Origin of the sequence: Enterobacter sp. WCHEn090032 (assembly GCF_003986875.1) — a bacterium.
Taxonomy (GTDB): Bacteria; Pseudomonadota; Gammaproteobacteria; order Enterobacterales; family Enterobacteriaceae; genus Enterobacter; species Enterobacter sichuanensis.
Window position 1 is genome coordinate 170,032 of record NZ_RXRN01000007.1, and the last position, 21,346, is coordinate 191,377.

A 21,346-nucleotide genomic window follows, 5' to 3' on the forward strand; every position below is an offset into this window, starting at 1 on the left:
CAACCTTACTCAGCGATACTTTCGCGCAGGGGTTTTACAGGCAGGACCTTCACCTGCTTAATCATATTGTCCTGCACGTCCAGGATATCAATATCGTACTGCTCAATGCGCACCCGCGTGCCTGCCGCCGGGATCTCCTCCAGCGCTTCCAGAATCATCCCGTTAATGGTGCGAGCCTCATCTTCCGGCAGATGCCAGTTAAAGGCTTTGTTGAGTTCGCGAATGTTCGCGCTGCCGTCAATCAGTACCGAGCCGTCATTTTGCGGAGTGACTTCTTCCGCAAGGGAAGGGGACATTGAGGTGGTAAAGTCTCCGACAATCTCTTCCAGAATATCTTCGACCGTCACCAGGCCCTGAATGTCGCCGTACTCATTGACCACCAGGCCAACTTTCTTCTTGTTACGCTGGAATTTCACCAGCTGCGTGCTGAGCGGGGTGCCTTCCGGCACGTAGTAAATCTCGTCGGCGGCACGCAGCATCACCTCTTTGGTGAACTCTTTTTTCTCGGTCATCAGACGGTAGGCTTCGCGCACGCGCAGCATGCTGATGGCGTCATCCAGCGAGTCGCGATACAGCACAATGCGCCCGTGCGGCGAGTGCGTCAGCTGACGGACGATGGCTTTCCAGTCGTCATTGATGTCGATACCGACGATTTCATTACGCGGCACCATGATGTCGTTCACGCTCACTTTTTCCAGATCCAGTACCGAGAGGAGCATGTCCTGGTTACGTCGGGAGATCTGCGAGCGGGATTCGTTCACGATGGTGCGCAGCTCTTCTTTGCTGAGCGCGCTGCTGATGGTGACATCGGCTTTGATCCCCACCATCCGCATCAGGACGCGCGTCACCATGTTCAGCAGCCAGACCAGCGGCATCATCAGGATCTGCAGCGGTGCCAGCAGGAAGCTGCTCGGGTAGGCGACTTTCTCCGGGTAAAGCGCGGCGATGGTTTTCGGCAGCACTTCGGCAAACACCAGCACCACAAACGTCAGCACGCCGGTGGCAATCGCCACCCCGGCGTTGCCGTACAGGCGCATCCCGACGATGGTGCCGAGGGCAGAGGCCAGAATGTTGACGAGGTTGTTGCCGATAAGCACCAGGCTAATCAGGCGATCCGGCTTGCGGAGCAGCTTTTCAACGCGACGTGCGGCACGGTTACCCTGTTTAGCACGATGACGTAACCGGTAGCGGTTTAAGGTCATCATGCCGGTTTCCGAGCCGGAGAAATAGGCGGAGATGACCACCATGACGATCAGGATAACGATCAGCGTGGTGGTAGAGATGTGTTCCAGGGGGAACTCCTTTGTTTCTTAGCCAGCAAATTGCTGTATGAAGCGGCTGCCAAAATAGGCAAGGGTGAGAATACCCGCACCCGCGACGTTGAACCAGACCACGCGGCGACCGCGCCAGCCTTCATGATAATGGCCCCATAACAGGACAATATAGACAAACCACGCAATGATGGAGAGCACCGCTTTATCGATATTCTCCACGCTGAACAGGTTCTTCATATAAAACAGACCCGTGCAGAGCGTCAGGGTCAGCAGCACCACGCCCACCTGAGTGATGTGAAACATTTTACGCTCAATCACCATCAGCGGTGGCATCTCATGATTAAACGCCAGCTTTTTGTTTTTCAGCTGGTAGTCAATCCAGGCGAGTTGCATGGCGTAGAGCGCGGCGATGATCAGCGTCGCATAGGCAAAGAGTGACAGGCCGATATGCACCAGCATCCCTGGCGTTGCCTCCAGATGCGTAATGAACTCATTAGGCATAAAGGTGGCTAAGGCCAGATTGATCAGCGCGAAGGTATACACAATCGGCAGCAGCAGCCAGCCGCGATTTTTAGAGGCCACGATGGTCATCACCGTACAGATCATCAGGCTGACCAGCGAGCCGACGTTGAGGACGCTCAGGTTTTGCACGCTGCCGTCGCCGGGGATAATGCGTGATTCCAGCGCAAACGCGTGGCTAATCAGTGCGATCACCGCCGAAAGAATAGCCATGCGCCGCCAGCCGCTGTTTTTTTGCAGCAGTCCGGGAATGATCAGCGCGAGGCTGACAGAGTAGGCAACAAGGGCGATCAGTGCGAAAACAGGCATATAGGCATCGACAGTTGTCTTAATAAGAAAGAGAAGCAGTATAACGTTACGTGACGCCTGCTCCAACCGTTGCATAACAACAAAGGCGCCTTCATGTTATACTCCGGCAAAATTCTGTGTATGTGTCGCTCATGGCGGCCCAACGTTTCTACTCAGGCGAGAGACAATGTTTGATAATTTAACCGATCGTTTGTCGCGCACGCTGCGCAACATCAGCGGCCGCGGACGCCTTACCGAAGACAACATCAAGGAAACGCTGCGCGAAGTGCGCATGGCGCTGCTGGAAGCAGACGTCGCGTTGCCGGTTGTTCGTGATTTTATCAACCGCGTTAAAGAGAAGGCGGTTGGTCATGAAGTTAACAAGAGCCTGACCCCGGGTCAGGAGTTCGTCAAAATCGTTCGTAACGAACTGGTTTCGGCGATGGGCGAAGAGAACCAGGTCCTGAACCTGGCGGCACAGCCACCGGCTGTGGTGCTGATGGCGGGCCTGCAGGGTGCGGGTAAAACCACCAGCGTCGGTAAGCTGGGTAAATTCCTGCGGGAGAAGCACAAGAAGAAAGTGCTGGTGGTGTCTGCGGACGTCTACCGCCCGGCGGCGATCAAGCAGCTGGAAACCCTGGCTGAGCAGGTCGGCGTGGATTTCTTCCCGTCAGACGTTGCCCAGAAACCTGTCGATATCGTTAACGCAGCGCTGAAAGAGGCGAAGCTGAAATTCTACGACGTGCTGCTGGTGGATACCGCCGGTCGTCTGCACGTTGACGAAGCGATGATGGACGAGATCAAACAGGTGCATGCCTCTATTAACCCGGTAGAGACCCTGTTTGTTGTTGACGCCATGACCGGTCAGGATGCGGCGAATACCGCAAAAGCGTTTAACGAAGCGCTGCCGTTAACCGGCGTGGTGCTGACCAAAGTGGACGGTGACGCCCGCGGCGGTGCGGCGCTCTCCATTCGTCATATCACCGGTAAGCCGATCAAATTCCTCGGCGTGGGCGAAAAAACCGAAGCGCTGGAGCCGTTCCATCCGGATCGTATTGCCTCCCGTATCCTCGGCATGGGCGACGTGCTGTCGCTGATCGAAGATATCGAGAGCAAGGTTGACCGCGCGCAGGCTGAGAAGCTGGCCAGCAAGCTGAAAAAAGGTGATGGTTTCGATCTGACCGACTTCCTTGAGCAGCTGCGTCAGATGAAAAACATGGGTGGCATGGCAAGCCTGATGGGCAAACTGCCGGGCATGGGCCAGATCCCGGACAACGTGAAAGCGCAGATGGATGACAAGGTGCTGGTGCGAATGGAGGCGATCATCAACTCGATGACCCTCAAGGAACGCGCTAACCCGGATATCATCAAAGGTTCCCGCAAACGCCGTATCGCAGCCGGTTGCGGCATGCAGGTGCAGGACGTTAACCGTCTTCTGAAACAGTTCGACGACATGCAGCGCATGATGAAGAAAATGAAGAAAGGCGGCATGGCGAAGATGATGCGCGGCATGAAAGGGATGATGCCTCCCGGTTTTCCAGGGCGTTAATCGCTTTTGAGATTGCTTTTTGCCCGAAAATGAGTAAAATTTTCGGGCTTTTAATATGACACCCGGGCTCCGTTCCTCGATGGGGCCCGGTTGTTTTATTCACACAAGAGGATGTTATGGTAACTATTCGTTTAGCACGTCACGGCGCTAAAAAGCGTCCGTTCTACCAGGTTGTTGTGACTGACAGCCGTAATGCACGCAACGGTCGCTTCATCGAGCGCGTTGGTTTCTTCAACCCACTGGCCGCTGGCGCAGAAGAAGAAACTCGTCTGGATCTGGATCGTATCGCTCACTGGGTTGGCCAGGGCGCTACTGTTTCCGATCGCGTTGCTACGCTGATCAAAGCAGCAAACAAAGCAGCTTAATCTGTCACGGTGGTCATGATGAGCAATAAAGCACCTGTTGAACCGATTGTATTGGGAAAAATGGGTTCTTGCTACGGTATCCGTGGTTGGCTCAGAGTGTTTTCCTCCACTGAAGACGCTGATAGCATTTTTAATTACCAGCCCTGGTTTATCCAGAAAGGCGGTAAGTGGGAAGAGGTCGAGCTGGAAAGCTGGCGTCACCACAATCAGGACATCATCATCAAGCTGAAAGGCGTTGACGATCGTGATGCCGCGAATGCGCTGACTAATTGTGAAATTGTCGTGGATTCGTCGCAGTTGCCGGAGCTTGAAGAGGGTGACTACTACTGGAAAGACCTTATGGGCTGCCAGGTAGTGACCACTGAAGGCTACAGCCTGGGGAAAGTCATCGACATGATGGAAACCGGGTCAAATGACGTTCTCGTCATTAAGGCAAACCTGAAAGATGCATTTGGCATCAAGGAGCGGTTGGTCCCGTTCCTCGATGGACAGGTTATCAAGAAAGTCGATCTCACTACTCAAACCATTGAAGTAGATTGGGATCCTGGTTTTTAAATTCTCCGGATAAACGGTAAAAGACGGCGCTATGTGGATTGGCATAATTAGCCTGTTTCCTGAAATGTTCCGCGCGATTACCGATTACGGGGTAACTGGCCGGGCAGTAAAGAATGGCCTGCTGAGCATCCAGAGCTGGAGTCCTCGTGACTTTACTCATGACCGGCACCGTACCGTGGACGATCGTCCTTACGGCGGCGGACCGGGGATGTTAATGATGGTGCAACCCTTACGGGACGCCATTCACACAGCAAAAGCCGCGGCAGGTGAAGGCGCAAAGGTGATTTATCTGTCACCTCAGGGACGCAAGCTTGATCAAGCGGGCGTCAGCGAACTGGCGACGAATCAAAAGCTGATTCTGGTCTGTGGTCGCTACGAAGGGATAGATGAGCGCGTAATTCAAACCGAGATTGACGAAGAATGGTCTATCGGCGATTACGTTCTCAGCGGTGGTGAGTTACCCGCAATGACGCTGATTGACTCTGTCGCCCGGTTCATTCCGGGTGTTCTGGGCCATGAAGCTTCGGCAACGGAAGATTCCTTTGCCGATGGATTGCTGGACTGTCCACACTATACTCGTCCTGAAGTGTTAGAAGGGATGGAAGTACCGGCAGTGTTACTGTCTGGAAACCATGCCGAGATACGTCGCTGGCGTTTGAAGCAGTCGCTGGGCCGAACCTGGCTTAGAAGACCTGAACTTCTGGAAAACCTGGCTCTGACTGAAGAGCAAGCAAAGTTGCTGGCCGAGTTCAAAACTGAACACGCGCAACAGCAGCATGAACATGATGGGAATGCGTAATACGCACCCGAATATCAGTTTACCCAGGATAAGAGATTAAATTATGAGCAACATTATTAAGCAACTTGAACAAGAGCAGATGAAGCAGGACGTACCTTCCTTCCGTCCAGGTGACACCGTGGAAGTGAAAGTATGGGTTGTTGAAGGTTCCAAAAAACGTCTGCAGGCATTCGAGGGCGTGGTTATCGCTATTCGTAACCGCGGTCTGCACTCTGCATTCACTGTTCGTAAAATTTCCAACGGCGAAGGCGTTGAGCGTGTCTTCCAGACTCACTCTCCGGTAGTTGACAGCATTGCTGTTAAACGTCGTGGTGCTGTACGTAAAGCTAAACTGTACTACCTGCGTGAGCGTACTGGTAAGTCTGCTCGTATTAAAGAGCGTCTGAACTAAGATTCGCTTAAGCGACATCCTGTTAGAAAGGGCTGGCCGAAAGGCCGGCCCTTTTTTTATCCCATCGCACTTCTCGCGTTAACCATTTCGTCATAAATCATTTACAATGCTTGCCTCTTGAGGGGAGGGGAAGTGGATAACGTACTGCATCAGCAAAACCGGAAACGCGCAGCGGCCTTGATCGCGCTGTTTGCGATCCTGCTGATCGTGGTGGCGCCGCTCATCTCCGTCTCGTTGCAAAAAGATCCCATGAGCGCCATGCCGGGTATGCATCATGACATGAGCATGATGTCGATGGATGAGCACCACGGCGATATGTCCCACACGGTGCCTGTTGACCATGCTGAAGCGTGCGGCTACTGCGTGCTGTTAGCGCATGTACCGGGCATGATGCTGGCGCTTATCGTCCTGCTCAGCGTGGTGCTGCAGAGGCTTCGCGTGAAACCGCCGCGTCAGGCGGTCAGCCACTGGCACTTTTTCCCCTGGCTTTACCCTGATACCCGCGCGCCACCGCGGCAGTCTGCTTTTTCCCTTTAAAAAATATTGATAACTTTTTGCCTTAAAAAGGAAAAGTATGACGACCTGTACTTCGCGCGCGGCATGGGGAAACCTGCTGCGTCGCCTCCATTTCTACGTTGGGCTGTTTGTCGGCCCGTTTATCTTCTTTGCCGCGCTGACCGGTACGCTGTATGTGGCCACCCCGCAGCTGGAGAATGCGCTCTACCGGCATGCGCTCCACACGGATTCCGTGGGTGAGCCGCAGCCTCTGGCGGAGCAAATCGCCGTGGCGGAAAAAACGGTTGGATCAGAACTGCGTTTGTACGCCGTTCGTCCGGGGCTGGTTAAAGGTGAAACCACCCGCGTGATGTTTGCTGACCCGAAACTTGGCCCATCGGAGAACCGGGCTATCTTTATCGATCCGGTAAGCCTGGCGGTGCTGGGAGATCTGACGGTATACGGCACCAGCGGGATTTTACCGCTGCGCCAGACTATTGATTATCTGCATACGTCTCTGATGCTGGGCGACATTGGGCGCCTCTACAGCGAGCTGGCGGCCTCCTGGATGTGGGTGGCCGCGCTGGGCGGTATTGCCCTGTGGTTTTATACCCGACCCAAACGACGGATCAACAATCGCTTCCAGAACCGGCGGCGCGTGCACGTGACGCTGGGCTGGGCTTTGCTGGGCGGAATGCTCTTATTCTCTGCAACCGGCCTGACCTGGTCCCAGTGGGCTGGCGGGAACGTTGATAAGCTGCGGGCAGAGATGAACTGGCTCACCCCTCAGGTGAACACCACGCTCTCCGGTGCGCCGGAGAGCGTGGATGAACATGCCGAACACCATGGCCATCACGGCGGAATGATGATGCCAGAGATGGTGATGGATCTGACGCAGTTTGATGGGGTGTTAAGCGCGGCGCGTAAAGCGGGGATTGATGCCAGCAAGCTGGAGATTCGCCCGGCGCAAACGGCAGATCGCGCCTGGACGGTGACGGAAATCGATCGCAGCTGGCCAACCCAGGTGGACGCCGTTGCGGTTGATCCGCATACGATGCAGGTGCTGGACCGAACCCGATTTGAGGATTTCCCGCTAATGGCAAAACTGACCCGCTGGGGAGTAGATTTTCATATGGGGATTTTATTCGGGTTGGTGAATCAGCTACTGCTCGTCTTGTTCGGCCTTGCCCTGTGCGTGCTCATCATCTGGGGATACCGGATGTGGTGGATGCGTCGTCCGGCGCAATCGACAGTGAGTCCGGTGCAGACGCTTTGCCAGAGCTGGCTGGCGTTGCCGGGCTGGGGAAGGGGTATTACGGTGTTGATTAGCCTGCTGCTGGGGATAGCCCTGCCGGTCATGGGCGTGAGTCTGGCGCTGTTTGTTCTGGTGGACTGGCTACGCTGGCGAGCGGCCACAGGGGTGACGCTCGCCGAATCTTCCGCTAAATAACCCTATGGCGTGCTGATAACCACGGCAACCCGGCGGTTTTCAGCACGTCCTTGTGGGGTACTGTTACTCGCAACCGGGTATTTTTGACCCAATCCCTGCGTGGTGAGATTGCTGCGCGGGATATTCGCTCCCTTCGCCCAGGCGCCGGCCACGGCATTGGCGCGTTTTAACGACAGCGCATTGTTGTAGCTTTCTTCACCGTAATTGTCCGTGTGGCCGTCCATTCGCGCGTGGTTCAGGCCGGTTTCGGCAAGGCGAGAGGCCATGGACTTGATCTGTGTTTCACTTTCCGGTCGCAGCCGGGCGTCATTTTTATCAAACAGGATGGTATCCGAGAGGCCAAGTGACCAGTCACCGTTCAGTTCGTTAAAACCGTAAGACTTCATCGCCGCGATTTGCTCAGGAGTGAATTTGCCTTCCGGCGGCGACTGACAGCCTGCCAGAACCATTGAGGCCAGAACTAACGGCGCGAAGTATCGTTTTAACATAGTGTATCCTTTCTAACTTATTGTTTTTGTACGCTGGTTTTTAACCTGGTACATATTGCGGTCAGCCCTCTCCAGTAATGCTTCCATGGAAGCATTTTCCCACGCCAGAGCAAAGCCAATGCTGAGTGACATTGATGCTTTTTGTCCGTTATGGAGATCAAACGGACGAATAAACTGCTGCGAAAGCGCAGCACAAATGTGTTGAACCTCAAGCTCAGAGTGCACGCCGTAGAGCACCATGGCAAATTCGTCACCGCCAAGGCGATAGGACTGATGACGTTTGTCGCCAAACTCCATCATTCTGCTCGCCACTTCAATCAGCACGCAGTCTCCTGCCGCATGTCCCCAGGTGTCGTTAATAAACTTAAAGTTATCACCGTCGAGGAAGAGCAGGGCCGAGTTAGTTCTGGCTGAAGGATCGTTCATTAAAGCTGCAATGCTGTTACGAAACGCCGCACGGTTGGCAAGGCCGGTGAGCGGGTCGTGCATGGCGGTCCGCAACAGCTGGGCGTTCTTGGCCTGCAGTTTTAGCTGCCACTCTTCCATCTCATCCAGAAGACTGTTGAAGTCTTCACCAAACTGGTGAAACTCTTCGATGCGGCCATCTTTCACCCTGCGGGAGAAGTTGCGGTTAGTGCGGACATCATGCACGACGTCGGTGATGTTTTGCAGGGCCGTCACCATACCGTGATGCAAAGACTGGGTAATGGTGAGTGCGACGACGGTAGCAAAAAGAATGCAGCCGGTAAGCACGGCAAACGACATCCAGATGAAATGACTGATGAGACTGTCTCGCGCGGTAAGGCGAATTTCGCCGACCATTGCGCCGTTATGCATGATGGGCTGCGCAACCGGAACGGGAAAAAGCCAGCGACTGACCAGGGCGCCCAGCGTGTCGTTGTTATCCTCCGGGTTCCAGGACCAGTAAGCAAACCGCTTTTTATGCGCGTTGACCACCTCGGCCACGGCAAACTGCCCCTGTTTACCCAGGGCCGCAAGCGTTTCGTTGGCCGCCAGAGAATCGTTGAACACCAGCGAGGCTTCCAGGCTGTGGCTCATTGTTGCGCCAGTTAATTCCAGGTTCTTTTGCGCGTATTGTTTTAACGTCACAACGGAAGCAAAACAGAGCAACACCCATATTAACGTCATCGTGATGATGACGCTTATCATGCTGTTTCGCCTTAACGTTCTTTTAAACGTCGGACGTGGCGTTGAAGTGAAATCTTTATCCATGCTGCTTATTCCGTGCAAGCATTAATACATCCGGATTGACTCTAACGCCACTGCGCGTCAGCGCATCCAGATTGACGGAGAACCGTACCTGGTCGCGATCGATCATCAGGCAAAACGCGCTGCCAATTACACATTCCGGATTTTGCTCTGAGATTAAAAGTAATGCTCTGCCCTGATATTGACTTATTAATTCAAGTTGTTTGGCCGGTGATTCAGACCCGAAATAAATAGCATCGCACGTCGCGGCCAGGGCTTCCCGATCGTTACGCACAATAACGGGAGTATAAGGTAACTCGCTATGCCCCTCATTGCTGCTGAGTGCGTGAGTATAATGAGAGGTGGCGTAGACGCAGAGTTTAGGCTGTCCGGAAAGTGACGGCCATCGCGTATAGCTCACTATGCCTGAGACAATCGAACGTACCGATTTATCCGTTTCCGTGAGCGTGCCTGCCGTCGCCGGGCCCACCATAAAGAACAGCATTAGCACCAGAGTAAGTCGGAACAAAGAGTTCAAGAATGAATTTCTCACCAGAATCCGCCACAACGCTCCGGAAATAGATGTCCTTAAGAGTTGCGGGCAGAATACCATTGTTTATCAAAGCCGTCATTATGTCAGGAATAGCGTCCGGCCGACCTAAGCTAAATCTTACTGTTGTTTATTTTTCGATGGATAAAAACAGATTTAATTCAGTCTGCTGGAACGCATACTTTCATCCATTCCTTGTTGCCATGCGGTATGCAGTTTTGCGGCGCTTTCGACAGTATCGCAACTGGCAGGAAAAGATTTGCCTGCTAAACCCCAGGCGTGAATAAAGCCTTCTTCGCAAATTTTCTTCTGACCATCGGCATAGCCGCGAAGATATTCACTACGATCAACGTGTGGATCGTTAAAACTATCGGCCAGGGTCTGGTTATCTTTAACCGGCAGGCCGTTCATGGCGTCCTCTTTACCTGCATCAAACCAGGATGGACTGGTCCAGTCGGGCTGGAAGGTGTAAGGATTGATCTGGCAGCCCGATAACAACAGCGACAACAGCACAAGAGCAATTGAACGCATAGCCATTCTCCTTTTTTCTTCAGCATAGCCTGGCAAATGATAGCTCGTATGTAATTTAATCTTTACGTTTTTACCGGCTGATATTGGCAATAAAATGGCTTCTGTAAATTAAAGTGTACGTATTTTGGATTGAAATGTTTACTTTTTATGGTATCGTGGTGTCACCTCATTGAGGAAAACAACTATCGCAAACGAGCTTTACAGGATCGCCATCATGCAAAAAGACGCGCTGAACAACGTACATATCACTGACGAACAGGTTTTAATCACGCCGGATCAACTGAAAGCGGAGTTCCCGCTGAGCGTCGCGCAGGAGGCTCAGATTGAGCACTCGCGCCAGACCATTTCTGACATCATCGCCGGTCGCGATCCGCGCCTGCTGGTGGTATGTGGTCCTTGCTCCATTCACGATCCTGAAACCGCCATTGAGTACGCTCGTCGATTTAAAGCATTAGCGGAGGAGGTCAGCGATAGCCTCTATCTGGTGATGCGCGTCTATTTTGAGAAGCCACGTACGACCGTTGGCTGGAAAGGGTTGATTAACGATCCGCACATGGATGGCTCGTTTGATGTGGAAGCAGGCCTGAAGATTGCGCGTCGCCTGCTGGTGGAGCTGGTCAGCATGGGGCTGCCGCTGGCAACCGAAGCGCTGGATCCAAACAGCCCGCAGTACCTGGGCGATCTGTTCAGCTGGTCCGCCATTGGTGCGCGTACCACGGAATCACAAACCCACCGCGAGATGGCGTCTGGCCTGTCGATGCCGGTTGGCTTTAAAAACGGTACCGATGGTAGCCTGGCGACGGCGATCAACGCCATGCGCGCTGCCGCCATGCCGCACCGCTTTGTCGGTATTAACCAGGCAGGCCAGGTGTGTCTCCTGCAAACCCAGGGCAACCCGGACGGGCATGTGATCCTGCGCGGCGGTAAAGCGCCGAACTACAGCCCGGCAGATGTGGCGCAGTGTGAAAAAGAGATGGAGCAGGCGGGACTGCGTCCGGCACTGATGGTAGATTGCAGTCATGGTAATTCCAATAAAGATTACCGCCGTCAGCCTGCGGTTGCAGAATCCGTGGTCGCGCAGATCAAAGATGGCAACCGTTCGATTATCGGACTGATGATTGAGAGCAACATTCATGAAGGCAATCAATCATCTGAACAACCGCGCAGCGCAATGAAGCACGGCGTATCCGTGACGGATGCCTGCATCAGCTGGGAGACCACCGATGCCCTGCTGCGTGAGATCCATAAAGATTTAAACGGCCAGCTGGCGGCGCGTCTGGCTTAAGAGGTTAGTTATGGTTGCTGAATTGACCGCATTACGCGATCAAATTGATGAAGTGGATAAGGCGCTGCTGGATCTGCTGGCGCGCCGAATGGCGCTGGTTGCCGAAGTCGGTGAGGTAAAAAGCCAATACGGCCTGCCGATTTACGTCCCGGAGCGCGAAGCCTCCATGCTGGCCTCCCGTCGCAAAGAGGCGCAGGCGCTGGGTGTTTCGCCGGATTTGATTGAAGATGTTCTGCGTCGCGTGATGCGGGAATCCTATTCCAGCGAAAATGACAAGGGTTTCAAAACCCTCTGTCCGTCCCTGCGTCCGGTGGTGATTGTCGGCGGGGCAGGACAGATGGGGCGTCTGTTTGAAAAAATGCTGACCCTTTCTGGCTATCAGGTACGCATTCTGGAAAAAGAGGACTGGGCACAGGCACCGGAGCTCATGAAAGATGCCGGGATGGTTATCGTCAGCGTGCCGATCCATGTGACGGAGCAGATCATCGGGAAGCTTCCTCCTTTACCGAAAGACTGCATCCTGGTGGACCTGGCCTCTGTCAAAAATGGTCCGCTGCAGGCAATGCTGGCGGCGCATACCGGGCCGGTCCTGGGGCTGCACCCGATGTTTGGCCCGGACAGCGGCAGCCTGGCTAAGCAGGTGGTGGTCTACTGTGATGGTCGTCAGCCGGAAGCCTATCAGTGGTTCCTGGAACAGATTCAGGTCTGGGGCGCGCGGCTGCACCGCATCAGCGCGGTCGAACACGATCAAAACATGGCTTTCATTCAGGCGCTGCGCCACTTCGCCACGTTTGCCTATGGTCTGCATCTGGCGGAAGAGAACGTTCAGCTTGAACAGCTGCTGGCGCTCTCTTCACCGATCTATCGTCTGGAGCTGGCGATGGTCGGGCGTCTGTTTGCGCAGGATCCGCAACTGTATGCGGACATTATCATGTCCTCCGAAAACAACCTTGCGCTCATCAAGCGTTACTATCAGCGATTTGGGGAAGCCATTACGCTGCTGGAGCACGGAGACAAGCAGGCGTTTATCGACAGTTTCCGCAAGGTCGAACACTGGTTTGGCGACTACGCGCAGCGTTTCCAGAGTGAGAGCCGCACGCTATTGCGCCAGGCAAATGACAGTCGCCAGTAATGCGATGATGTATATACTGAAAGCCAGCATCGCTGGCTTTTTTCATTTTGGGGAACCGTCATGGCCGAACCGCAGTTGCTGTTCAATTACACCGGGCATTTGCCCGAATGCCCGACGTGGAGTGCAGAAGAGCGCGCACTCTACTGGGCGGATATTCTGGAAGGGGAGATCCACCGATACCATCTGCCGACCGCGGAACATACCGTGCTCTCTTTCCATGAGGAGGTGGGCTGTTTCGCACTGCGTGAGCGAGGCGGGTTTATCGTCGCTATGCGCACTGGCATCTGGCTGGCTGACAAGCATGGCCTTCTGCAGCGCAAGGTGTGCGATAACCCCTCTAATCCGCAGTTGGCGCGTTTTAATGATGGAGGAACCGACAGTCAGGGGCGCTTCTATGCGGGAACCTTCTGGGGACCGGGGGATTACAACGGCGCACTGCTGATGCGTATCGACAATGACCTGACGCCGAAAGTGATCCAGTGCGATATTCACGGGCACAACGGTTTAGCGTTTAGCCCGGATAATCAGTGGATGTTTACCTCAGACACGCCAAATGGTGTGATTTACCGTACGCCGCTCGATGCGCAGGGCGAACCGGGCAGGCGCGAGGTGTTTCGTCAGTTTAAAGAGGGCGAGGGGATACCGGACGGCGCGGCAATGGATGTGGAGGGCTGCTACTGGAGCGCGCTATTTGACGGCTGGCGTATCGCGCGTTTTTCTCCACAAGGGGAACAGCTGGAAGAGTATGAAATGCCGGTACGTTGCCCGACGATGGTCTGTTTTGGCGGTGACGACATGAAAACGCTGTTCATCACGACCTCGCGGGAAAATATGGACGCGCAGGAGGTGGCGCAGTATCCACTTTCCGGCGCCATCTTCACCCTGCCCGTTAACGTGGCAGGGATGAAGAAAAGCCGCTTTATCGAACGTTAGATGGGATCGACCGGCACGACGTTTTCACTTGGATAGCAGCCCAGCACTTTCATTGAACGGGTAATTTCACCCAGTTCGCGCAGGGCTTTCTGCATGGAAGCAGACTCCAGGTTGGCCTGGATATCAAGGTAGAACATCTCTTCCCACGGGTTCCCGTGGATCGGACGTGATTCCAGTTTCGTCATGATCAGGTTGTGGTTACGCAGCACCAGCAGGGCTTCAACCAGCGCGCCGGCCTGCTGGCCGGTCGCCATCAGCAGCGTGGTTTTGGCCGGGACCTGGTCTGACACATTAATGGCCTTGCGGGCCAGCACCACGAAGCGGGTGATGTTTTGCGTCTGGTTTGCCAGGTTGCGTTCCAGCACCTGTAAACCATACAGCGCGCCGCCCGCTTCGCTACCGAGCGCCGCGACGGCGGGGGAGTTAGCCTGCGCGACTTTTTCCATCGCCGCGGAGGTGCTTTCGGTGTACTCGATTTTCCAGTTCGGATAGCGGTTCAGAAACTGGCTGCACTGCTGGAACGGCTGCGGGTGGCTGTAGACGGTTTCGATCTTGCTCAGGTCCGTTGAGCCAGAGACCAGCACGCAGTGATCGATAGGGATCGTCAGTTCGCCAACCAGCGACAGGCTGGTGTGCTGCAGCAAATCATAGACGTCGTTGATGGCGCCGGAGCTGGTGTTTTCAATCGGCACGACGGCGTAATCCGCCTGGCCGGTCTCGACCTGATTGAAAATATCGGCAAACTTCGCACAGCCGCTCTCAATAAATTCTTCAAAATGGCGTGCGGCATACTGACGTGCGGCCAGGTGAGAATAAGAGCCCTTCGGTCCGAGGAAGGCGATACGCGCAGAGTGCGGATTGGTTTTGTTCAGGTGCTGCTGGAGTAAAGCTTGCTGGGTCAGAACAGAGTCTTCGATGATGAGCTGGAACAACCGGGTGATGTAATGGGCATCGAGGTGATGCACTTTACCGAGCTGAATCAGCCGCTCCAGCAGATCGCGCTCGCGGTCAATATCACGGACCGGGCGATGGGAGTCCAGCTTGGCTTTACCCACTTCGATGGCGAGCGCGCGGCGTTCGGCCAGCAGCGCCAGTAATTTTTCATCCAGTGCGCTGATCTTAACTCGCAGATCCAGTAACGGGTTTTCCGGTGTCATAGTGTTGCCTGTCTCATTTTATCGTTATCAATAAAAAAGGCCCCCCGGTGTGGGAGGCCTTGTTGTTCGTCTTCGCATTCTTTATCACACGACGAAACGCCTCCCGTTCAGGGGAAGGTAAAAAAGAATGCGAAGAAGAACGGTGTCAGTTTCATAAGGTCATCCTGTGATTGATATCGTTAAAGTACCCGTACTGTTTTCACCCTGTCAATAAAAAACAAAAAACGCGCCCGAAGGCGCGTTGGCGGTACACTCAATTTAAAGGATTACTCTTCTTCAACTTCTTCCGCGAAGCTGGCGTCTTTCACCGATGTTGTGGCGCGACGGGCTTCACCTTTGTGTTGCACTTTATTGAGCTGCCGTTCCAGCTTGTTGATCAAATCGTTAATTGCGGTGTACATATCCTCATGTTTTGCGCTGGCGACCAGATGGCCGTTTGGAGTATTGATAGTTGCGTCAGCGATGAAACCCTGCGGCTCCTTAGACAGGATGATATGTGGATTAATCAAATGTGTTTGCCATTTATCCAGTTTGGCGAGACGGTCTGCGACGTGCTGGCGAATTGCCGGAGTAATTTCCATTTGTTTACTGGTAATGTTCATTGTCATAAATTTTACCTCTTGTCTTTCCGTCTTGGTGATTCCAGCATACCCGACCCAATGTCAAAATGTGTGATTTAGATCACGTTATTTTGTCGGTTTTTGTCAGGGAATCTTTTTTGTGAGGCAGGGCAGGAAGAGGTGAGATTTACCTTGTGGAAGGCAAAAATTGCGGTCATAGTTGACGGGATGTGTTGAGGCTAAAGCGCTTCAGCGATGCTTAGAAATGAATAAAAAAACGGCAGCCCGAAGGCTGCCGTTTTGCATTGAGGTCATATCAGGTGTTGCTGCTGTTGGCAGCAATGATTTTCGCCACTTTTTCAGCCTGGGCGGTCATCTGCATCTGACGGTACGCATTTTCCATCAGCTTCAGGCCGTCGCGCGTTGCCTGGGTATCCGGGTAATCGCGCAGCATACCTTCTACGCGGTTAACCACGGCAACCCATGCGCCACGGCGGGTATAGTATTCCGCCACAGAGTATTCATATTTCGCCAGACGATCTTTCAGGAACACCAGACGTTTGGTGGCGTCAGTCACGTACTGGCTGTTCGGATAGCCGCGCACCAGTTTGGAGAAGTCATTGAAGGCGTCACGCGCATGCTGTGGGTCACGGTCGGAACGATCCACGCCGAAGAAGCCCTGAAGCGCACTGTCATCCAGCGCCATGTTGGTGAGACCGCGCATGTACATGACATAGTCGATGTTAGGATGAGTCGGGTTCAGACGCATGAAACGATCGATGGTTGCCTGTGCCAGCGGCAGATCGGCATTTTTATAGTATGCGTAGATGAGATCTAACTGTACCTGCTGCGAATACGGACCAAATGGATAGCGATTATCCAACGCTTCCAGTTGCGTTATCGCCTGTTTCCAGTTACCGTCCTGCAACTTTTGTTGTGCAGTCGCATAGATTTCATTCGGCGGATTGTCAGGGACCTGTTCATTTGAACCGGAGCAGCCCACCAAAGCCAGGCTCAACGTGGCCGCTGCCACCAGATATTTCATGCGCGTCATGACGTTTTGACTTTCCTCAAATGTTTGTCCGGGAGAAACTCTGTTCCTGCTCCCGATTAAGACCAGCTACAATAGCACACTATATTAAACGGCAAAGCCGTAAAACCCAACGTTAAACGAAGAAGCAGTTTATGGCACAACGAGTAGAACTCACCGCAACAGTCTCCGAAAATCAGCTCGGTCAACGCTTAGATCAGGCTTTGGCCGAATTGTTCCCTGATTATTCGCGTTCACGCATAAAAGAATGGATCCTTGACCAGCGCGTGATGGTAAACGGCAAGATCTGGGACAAACCAAAAGAGAAAGTGTTAGGTGGGGAAGCTGTCGCCATCAATGCTGAAATCGAAGAGGAAATCCGTTTCGAGCCGCAGGATATCCCACTGGACATCGTCTACGAAGATGATGACATCCTGGTGATCAACAAACCGCGCGACCTGGTGGTTCATCCGGGCGCGGGGAACCCTGACGGTACGGTACTTAACGCACTTCTCCATTATTATCCGCCCATCGCGGATGTTCCGCGCGCGGGCATTGTGCACCGTCTGGATAAAGACACGACCGGTCTGATGGTGGTCGCGAAGACTGTTCCAGCGCAGACCCGTCTGGTGGAATCGCTGCAGCTGCGCGAAATTACCCGTGAGTATGAAGCGGTAGCCATTGGGCATATGACCTCTGGCGGTACGGTGGAAGAGCCAATCAGTCGTCACCCAACCAAACGTACTCATATGTCGGTACATCCGATGGGTAAACCTGCGGTAACGCACTACCGCATTATGGAGCACTTCCGCATTCATACGCGCTTGCGTCTGCGTCTGGAAACCGGGCGTACTCACCAGATCCGTGTTCACATGGCACACATTACCCATCCGCTGGTGGGGGATCAGGTTTACGGTGGCCGTCCGCGTCCGCCTAAAGGCGCATCGGATGAGTTCATCAGCGTACTGCGCAAATTCGATCGCCAGGCGCTGCATGCGACCATGCTGCGCCTTTACCATCCAATCACCGGTATTCAGATGGAGTGGCATGCGCCTATCCCACAGGATATGGTGGAACTTATTGACGCGATGCGTGCTGATTTCGAAGAACATAAGGATCAAGTGGACTGGTTATGACCAAACTGATTGTCCCGGAGTGGCCATTGCCTGAAGGCGTGGCTGCCTGCAGTTCAACCCGCACTGGCGGCGTTAGCCAGGGTGCCTGGGAGTCTTTGAACCTCGGTGCGCACTGTGGCGATGATCCTGAACATGTTGAAGAGAACCGCAGACGCCTGTTTGCTGCAGGGAACCTGCCGTCGAAACCGGTCTGGCTTGAACAGGTTCATGGTAAAGCGGTACTGAAGTTGACGGGAGAACCCTACGCTTCTAAACGTGCTGACGCCTCTTACAGTAATACTCCGGGCACCGTTTGTGCCGTAATGACGGCCGATTGCCTGCCGGTTCTGTTTTGTAACCGTGCAGGTACCGAGGTTGCCGCAGCGCATGCTGGCTGGCGTGGTCTGTGTGAAGGCGTGCTGGAGGAGACTGTCGCCTGCTTTAAGGATGATCCCGCCAATATCATGGCCTGGCTTGGCCCGGCCATCGGTCCTCGTGCCTTTGAAGTAGGACCCGAAGTCCGCGACGCTTTTATGGAAAAAGATCCGCAAGCCGTGGACGCCTTCCAGCCTTCGGGGAATAAATATCTGGCCGATATTTACCAGCTTGCCCGTCAGCGTCTGAATAATGTTGGTGTGACGCAGATTTTCGGCGGCGATCGCTGCACCTTCACCGAAAAGGGTGATTTTTTCTCTTATCGCCGCGACAAGACCACGGGGCGTATGGCAAGTTTCATTTGGCTGATATAACCTAAAGAATCAAGACGATCCGGCACGTGCTGTTTTCTTTTCACATAATTCAGGTCATTAACCTTGAATAATTGAGGGATGACCTCATTTAATCTCCAGTAGCAAATTTGACCTGTTATGGGAGGAGTTATGCGTCTGGATCGTCTTACTAATAAATTCCAGCTTGCTCTCGCCGATGCCCAGTCCCTCGCACTGGGGCACGACAACCAGTTTATCGAACCTCTTCATTTAATGAGCGCCTTGCTGAATCAGGAAGGGGGATCGGTACGTCCTTTATTAACGTCAGCTGGCATTAATGCTGGCCAGTTGCGCACCGCCATCGATCAGGCGCTGAGCCGTTTACCGCAGGTCGAAGGGACCGGCGGGGACGTGCAGCCGTCGCAGGATCTGGTGCGTGTGCTGAACCTTTGCGACAAGCTGGCGCAAAAACGTGGGGACAACTTTATTTCGTCAGAGTTGTTTGTTCTGGCGGCGCTTGAATCACGCGGTACCTTGACCGACCTGCTGAAATCTGCCGGAGCAACCACCGCCAATGTGACTCAGGCGATTGAGAAAATGCGCGGAGGTGAAAGCGTGAACGATCAGGGAGCCGAAGACCAACGTCAGGCTTTGAAGAAATTTACGGTCGATCTGACCGAACGCGCTGAACAGGGCAAACTTGACCCGGTGATCGGCCGTGACGAAGAGATCCGCCGTACGATTCAGGTACTGCAACGTCGTACCAAGAACAACCCGGTACTGATTGGTGAGCCGGGTGTCGGTAAAACTGCCATCGTTGAAGGGCTGGCGCAGCGTATCGTGAACGGTGAAGTGCCGGAAGGGCTGAAAGGCCGCCGCGTACTGGCGCTGGATATGGGCGCGCTGGTGGCCGGTGCGAAATACCGCGGGGAGTTCGAAGAGCGTCTGAAAGGTGTCCTTAACGATCTCGCGAAACAGGAAGGCAACGTTATCCTGTTTATCGACGAACTGCACACCATGGTCGGTGCCGGTAAGGCGGACGGCGCGATGGATGCCGGGAACATGCTGAAACCTGCGCTGGCGCGCGGTGAACTTCACTGCGTCGGTGCTACTACGCTTGATGAGTACCGTCAGTACATTGAAAAAGATGCTGCGCTGGAACGTCGTTTCCAGAAAGTGTTTGTCGCAGAGCCAAGCGTTGAAGATACCATCGCGATTTTACGTGGTCTGAAAGAGCGCTATGAACTGCACCACCATGTGCAGATCACTGACCCGGCCATCGTAGCGGCTGCGACGCTTTCGCATCGTTACATCGCCGACCGTCAGTTGCCCGATAAGGCCATCGACCTGATTGATGAAGCAGCTTCAAGCATTCGTATGCAGATTGACTCGAAACCGGAAGAGCTGGACAGACTTGACCGACGCATCATTCAGCTCAAGCTGGAACAGCAGGCGCTGAAGAAAGAGTCTGATGAAGCCAGTAAGAAACGCCTGGATATGCTCAATGAAGAACTGGACGATAAAGAGCGCCAGTATTCCGAGCTGGAAGAAGAGTGGAAAGCCGAGAAAGCTTCCCTGTCCGGTACGCAGACCATTAAAGCTGAACTCGAACAGGCAAAAATTGCCATTGAGCAGGCGCGACGCGTGGGCGACCTGGCGCGAATGTCCGAGCTGCAGTACGGCAAAATTCCTGAGCTGGAAAAACAGCTTGAGATTGCGACGCAATCGGAAGGTAAAACGATGCGTCTGTTGCGTAATAAAGTCACGGATGCCGAGATTGCTGAAGTCCTTGCTCGATGGACCGGCATTCCGGTAGCACGCATGCTTGAAGGTGAGCGTGAAAAACTGCTGCGCATGGAGAACGATCTCCATAATAGGGTGATTGGCCAGAACGAGGCGGTTGAAGCGGTATCGAATGCTATTCGTCGTAGCCGTGCAGGGCTGTCCGACCCGAATCGTCCGATTGGTTCCTTCCTGTTCCTGGGGCCGACCGGTGTCGGTAAGACCGAGCTGTGTAAAGCGCTGGCTAACTTTATGTTCGACAGTGACGATGCAATGGTCCGTATCGACATGTCCGAGTTTATGGAAAAACACGCCGTTTCGCGTCTGGTCGGTGCGCCTCCGGGATACGTTGGTTATGAAGAGGGGGGGTACCTGACAGAAGCGGTGCGTCGTCGCCCTTATTCCGTCATCCTGCTGGATGAGGTGGAAAAAGCGCATCCGGATGTGTTCAACATTCTGCTTCAGGTCCTGGACGATGGTCGTCTGACAGACGGGCAGGGGAGAACGGTCGATTTCCGTAATACGGTTGTCATCATGACCTCGAACCTGGGCTCCGATCTGATTCAGGAACGTTTCGGCGAACTGGACTACAGCCATATGAAGGATCTGGTGCTGGGTGTGGTAAGCCATAACTTCCGTCCGGAGTTCATCAACCGTATTGATGAAGTGGTGGTGTTCCATCCGCTGGGTGAGAAACACATTGCGTCGATTGCGCAGATTCAGCTGCAGCGTCTGTATAAACGTCTGGAAGAACGTGGATATGAAATTCACATCTCCGATGAAGCGCTGAAACTGCTGAGTAAGAATGGTTACGATCCGGTGTACGGTGCGCGTCCATTAAAACGTGCTATCCAGCAGCAGATCGAAAACCCGCTGGCGCAGCAGATCCTCTCCGGGGAGCTGATTCCAGGAAAAGTTATTCGTCTGGAAGCCAACGACGATCGCATTGTGGCAGTGCAGTAGGTCACAAAACGCAAAAACGAGCCGCTTGCGGCTCGTTTTTGTTTAAAAACCAGGCGAGAATTGAGGTCTGGAGTCAGATTTGCCTGGAAAGTGAGCAGTCAGTAAATAATTTTCACTTTATCCTTGCAGGTTCGGAATTACTCCCTATAATGCGCCTCCACTGACACGGAACAACGGCACACACGCCGCCGGATCAGCAGAGAAAAGCGAAAATAAGCG

General features: G+C 53.8%; 23 protein-coding genes and 1 other annotated feature. Of the genes, 13 read left to right on the plus strand and 10 right to left on the minus strand.

All coding sequences use genetic code 11. The features are described 5' to 3' along the window. Window positions 1–5: 5 nt before the first annotated feature. On the minus strand, window positions 6–1,292 hold the full coding sequence (locus EKN83_RS08280; protein WP_025759264.1) for an HlyC/CorC family transporter: 1,287 nt from the start codon (window positions 1,290–1,292) through the stop codon (window positions 6–8). An 18-nt stretch (window positions 1,293–1,310) separates the two neighbouring features. Next, window positions 1,311–2,102 carry an inner membrane protein YpjD gene (locus EKN83_RS08285; RefSeq protein ID WP_032623031.1) on the minus strand — a complete coding sequence of 264 codons (792 nt, stop codon included), beginning with the start codon at window positions 2,100–2,102 and terminating at the stop codon, window positions 1,311–1,313. A gap of 166 nt (window positions 2,103–2,268) precedes the next feature. Between EKN83_RS08285 and ffh the strand changes: the two genes are divergently transcribed. The 7 genes from ffh to EKN83_RS08320 all read left to right on the plus strand — a co-directional run bounded on the left by ffh (window position 2,269) and on the right by EKN83_RS08320 (window position 7,685). After that, the gene (gene ffh, locus EKN83_RS08290) at window positions 2,269–3,630 is read left to right on the plus strand and encodes a signal recognition particle protein (protein WP_008502496.1); all 1,362 of its coding nucleotides are present in this window, start codon (window positions 2,269–2,271) and stop codon (window positions 3,628–3,630) included. Window positions 3,631–3,746: 116 nt separating this feature from the next. Then, on the plus strand, window positions 3,747–3,995 hold the full coding sequence (gene rpsP / locus EKN83_RS08295) for a 30S ribosomal protein S16 (protein ID WP_003863133.1): 249 nt from the start codon (window positions 3,747–3,749) through the stop codon (window positions 3,993–3,995). 15 nt (window positions 3,996–4,010) lie between these two features. After that, a complete protein-coding gene (rimM, locus tag EKN83_RS08300; RefSeq protein WP_032672618.1) occupies window positions 4,011–4,550 on the plus strand; it encodes a ribosome maturation factor RimM in 540 nt (179 codons plus the stop codon). A 31-nt stretch (window positions 4,551–4,581) separates the two neighbouring features. Beyond that, complete coding sequence (trmD, locus tag EKN83_RS08305) at window positions 4,582–5,349, plus strand: tRNA (guanosine(37)-N1)-methyltransferase TrmD (RefSeq protein ID WP_008502493.1); 768 nt, start codon at window positions 4,582–4,584, stop codon at window positions 5,347–5,349. Between the two features lie 43 nt (window positions 5,350–5,392). Next, a complete protein-coding gene (rplS, locus tag EKN83_RS08310; protein WP_002914145.1) occupies window positions 5,393–5,740 on the plus strand; it encodes a 50S ribosomal protein L19 in 348 nt (115 codons plus the stop codon). A 132-nt stretch (window positions 5,741–5,872) separates the two neighbouring features. Further along, window positions 5,873–6,277 carry a DUF2946 domain-containing protein gene (locus tag EKN83_RS08315; protein ID WP_126800661.1) on the plus strand — a complete coding sequence of 135 codons (405 nt, stop codon included), beginning with the start codon at window positions 5,873–5,875 and terminating at the stop codon, window positions 6,275–6,277. A 37-nt stretch (window positions 6,278–6,314) separates the two neighbouring features. Beyond that, window positions 6,315–7,685 carry a PepSY-associated TM helix domain-containing protein gene (locus tag EKN83_RS08320; RefSeq protein WP_126800662.1) on the plus strand — a complete coding sequence of 457 codons (1,371 nt, stop codon included), beginning with the start codon at window positions 6,315–6,317 and terminating at the stop codon, window positions 7,683–7,685. A gap of 2 nt (window positions 7,686–7,687) precedes the next feature. Here EKN83_RS08320 and EKN83_RS08325 read toward each other — a convergent pair whose 3' ends face one another. The 4 genes from EKN83_RS08325 to EKN83_RS08340 form a co-directional block, all read right to left on the minus strand. Beyond that, the gene (locus tag EKN83_RS08325; RefSeq protein WP_126800663.1) at window positions 7,688–8,173 is read right to left on the minus strand and encodes an OmpA family protein; all 486 of its coding nucleotides are present in this window, start codon (window positions 8,171–8,173) and stop codon (window positions 7,688–7,690) included. A gap of 12 nt (window positions 8,174–8,185) precedes the next feature. Beyond that, the gene (dgcN, locus tag EKN83_RS08330) at window positions 8,186–9,406 is read right to left on the minus strand and encodes a diguanylate cyclase DgcN (RefSeq protein ID WP_045286631.1); all 1,221 of its coding nucleotides are present in this window, start codon (window positions 9,404–9,406) and stop codon (window positions 8,186–8,188) included. Next, a complete protein-coding gene (locus EKN83_RS08335) occupies window positions 9,399–9,887 on the minus strand; it encodes a YfiR family protein (protein WP_224753061.1) in 489 nt (162 codons plus the stop codon). The genes dgcN and EKN83_RS08335 overlap by 8 nt, the downstream gene beginning before the upstream one ends. A gap of 201 nt (window positions 9,888–10,088) precedes the next feature. Further along, window positions 10,089–10,463 (minus strand): DUF2799 domain-containing protein, encoded by a 375-nt coding sequence (locus EKN83_RS08340; RefSeq protein WP_126800664.1) that lies wholly within the window; start codon window positions 10,461–10,463, stop codon window positions 10,089–10,091. A 214-nt stretch (window positions 10,464–10,677) separates the two neighbouring features. On the opposite strand from EKN83_RS08340, the gene aroF reads away from it, so the two are divergent. The 3 genes from aroF to EKN83_RS08355 are packed head-to-tail and all read left to right on the plus strand — an operon-like array spanning window position 10,678 to window position 13,813. Beyond that, window positions 10,678–11,748, plus strand: a complete 1,071-nt coding sequence (aroF, locus tag EKN83_RS08345; RefSeq protein ID WP_025759254.1) for a 3-deoxy-7-phosphoheptulonate synthase AroF — start codon at window positions 10,678–10,680, stop codon at window positions 11,746–11,748. Between the two features lie 10 nt (window positions 11,749–11,758). Next, window positions 11,759–12,880, plus strand: a complete 1,122-nt coding sequence (gene tyrA, locus EKN83_RS08350) for a bifunctional chorismate mutase/prephenate dehydrogenase (protein WP_045286630.1) — start codon at window positions 11,759–11,761, stop codon at window positions 12,878–12,880. 60 nt (window positions 12,881–12,940) lie between these two features. Next, window positions 12,941–13,813, plus strand: coding sequence for an SMP-30/gluconolactonase/LRE family protein (locus EKN83_RS08355; protein WP_126800665.1), 873 nt, complete (start codon window positions 12,941–12,943; stop codon window positions 13,811–13,813). Here the strand turns inward: EKN83_RS08355 and pheA are convergent. From pheA to bamD, 4 genes are all read right to left on the minus strand, one after another. After that, complete coding sequence (gene pheA / locus EKN83_RS08360; RefSeq protein WP_025759250.1) at window positions 13,810–14,970, minus strand: bifunctional chorismate mutase/prephenate dehydratase; 1,161 nt, start codon at window positions 14,968–14,970, stop codon at window positions 13,810–13,812. The two genes, EKN83_RS08355 and pheA, sit on opposite strands and share 4 nt — an antisense overlap. 30 nt (window positions 14,971–15,000) lie before the next feature. Further along, window positions 15,001–15,126, minus strand: a sequence feature (Phe leader region). Continuing rightward, window positions 15,078–15,125 carry a pheA operon leader peptide PheL gene (gene pheL / locus EKN83_RS08365; protein ID WP_100249759.1) on the minus strand — a complete coding sequence of 16 codons (48 nt, stop codon included), beginning with the start codon at window positions 15,123–15,125 and terminating at the stop codon, window positions 15,078–15,080. Its footprint overlaps the feature before it by 48 nt. Before the next feature lie 110 nt (window positions 15,127–15,236). Next, on the minus strand, window positions 15,237–15,578 hold the full coding sequence (gene raiA, locus EKN83_RS08370; protein ID WP_008502470.1) for a ribosome-associated translation inhibitor RaiA: 342 nt from the start codon (window positions 15,576–15,578) through the stop codon (window positions 15,237–15,239). 268 nt (window positions 15,579–15,846) lie between these two features. Then, the gene (bamD, locus tag EKN83_RS08375; RefSeq protein ID WP_023308867.1) at window positions 15,847–16,584 is read right to left on the minus strand and encodes an outer membrane protein assembly factor BamD; all 738 of its coding nucleotides are present in this window, start codon (window positions 16,582–16,584) and stop codon (window positions 15,847–15,849) included. Window positions 16,585–16,715: 131 nt separating this feature from the next. Between bamD and rluD the strand changes: the two genes are divergently transcribed. The 3 genes from rluD to clpB all read left to right on the plus strand — a co-directional run bounded on the left by rluD (window position 16,716) and on the right by clpB (window position 21,127). Further along, complete coding sequence (gene rluD, locus EKN83_RS08380; protein ID WP_025759248.1) at window positions 16,716–17,696, plus strand: 23S rRNA pseudouridine(1911/1915/1917) synthase RluD; 981 nt, start codon at window positions 16,716–16,718, stop codon at window positions 17,694–17,696. Continuing rightward, window positions 17,693–18,424 (plus strand): purine nucleoside phosphorylase YfiH, encoded by a 732-nt coding sequence (gene yfiH, locus EKN83_RS08385; RefSeq protein ID WP_025759247.1) that lies wholly within the window; start codon window positions 17,693–17,695, stop codon window positions 18,422–18,424. Before rluD ends, yfiH begins: the two co-directional genes overlap by 4 nt. Before the next feature lie 129 nt (window positions 18,425–18,553). Then, the gene (gene clpB, locus EKN83_RS08390) at window positions 18,554–21,127 is read left to right on the plus strand and encodes an ATP-dependent chaperone ClpB (RefSeq protein ID WP_025759246.1); all 2,574 of its coding nucleotides are present in this window, start codon (window positions 18,554–18,556) and stop codon (window positions 21,125–21,127) included. Window positions 21,128–21,346: the final 219 nt, after the last annotated feature.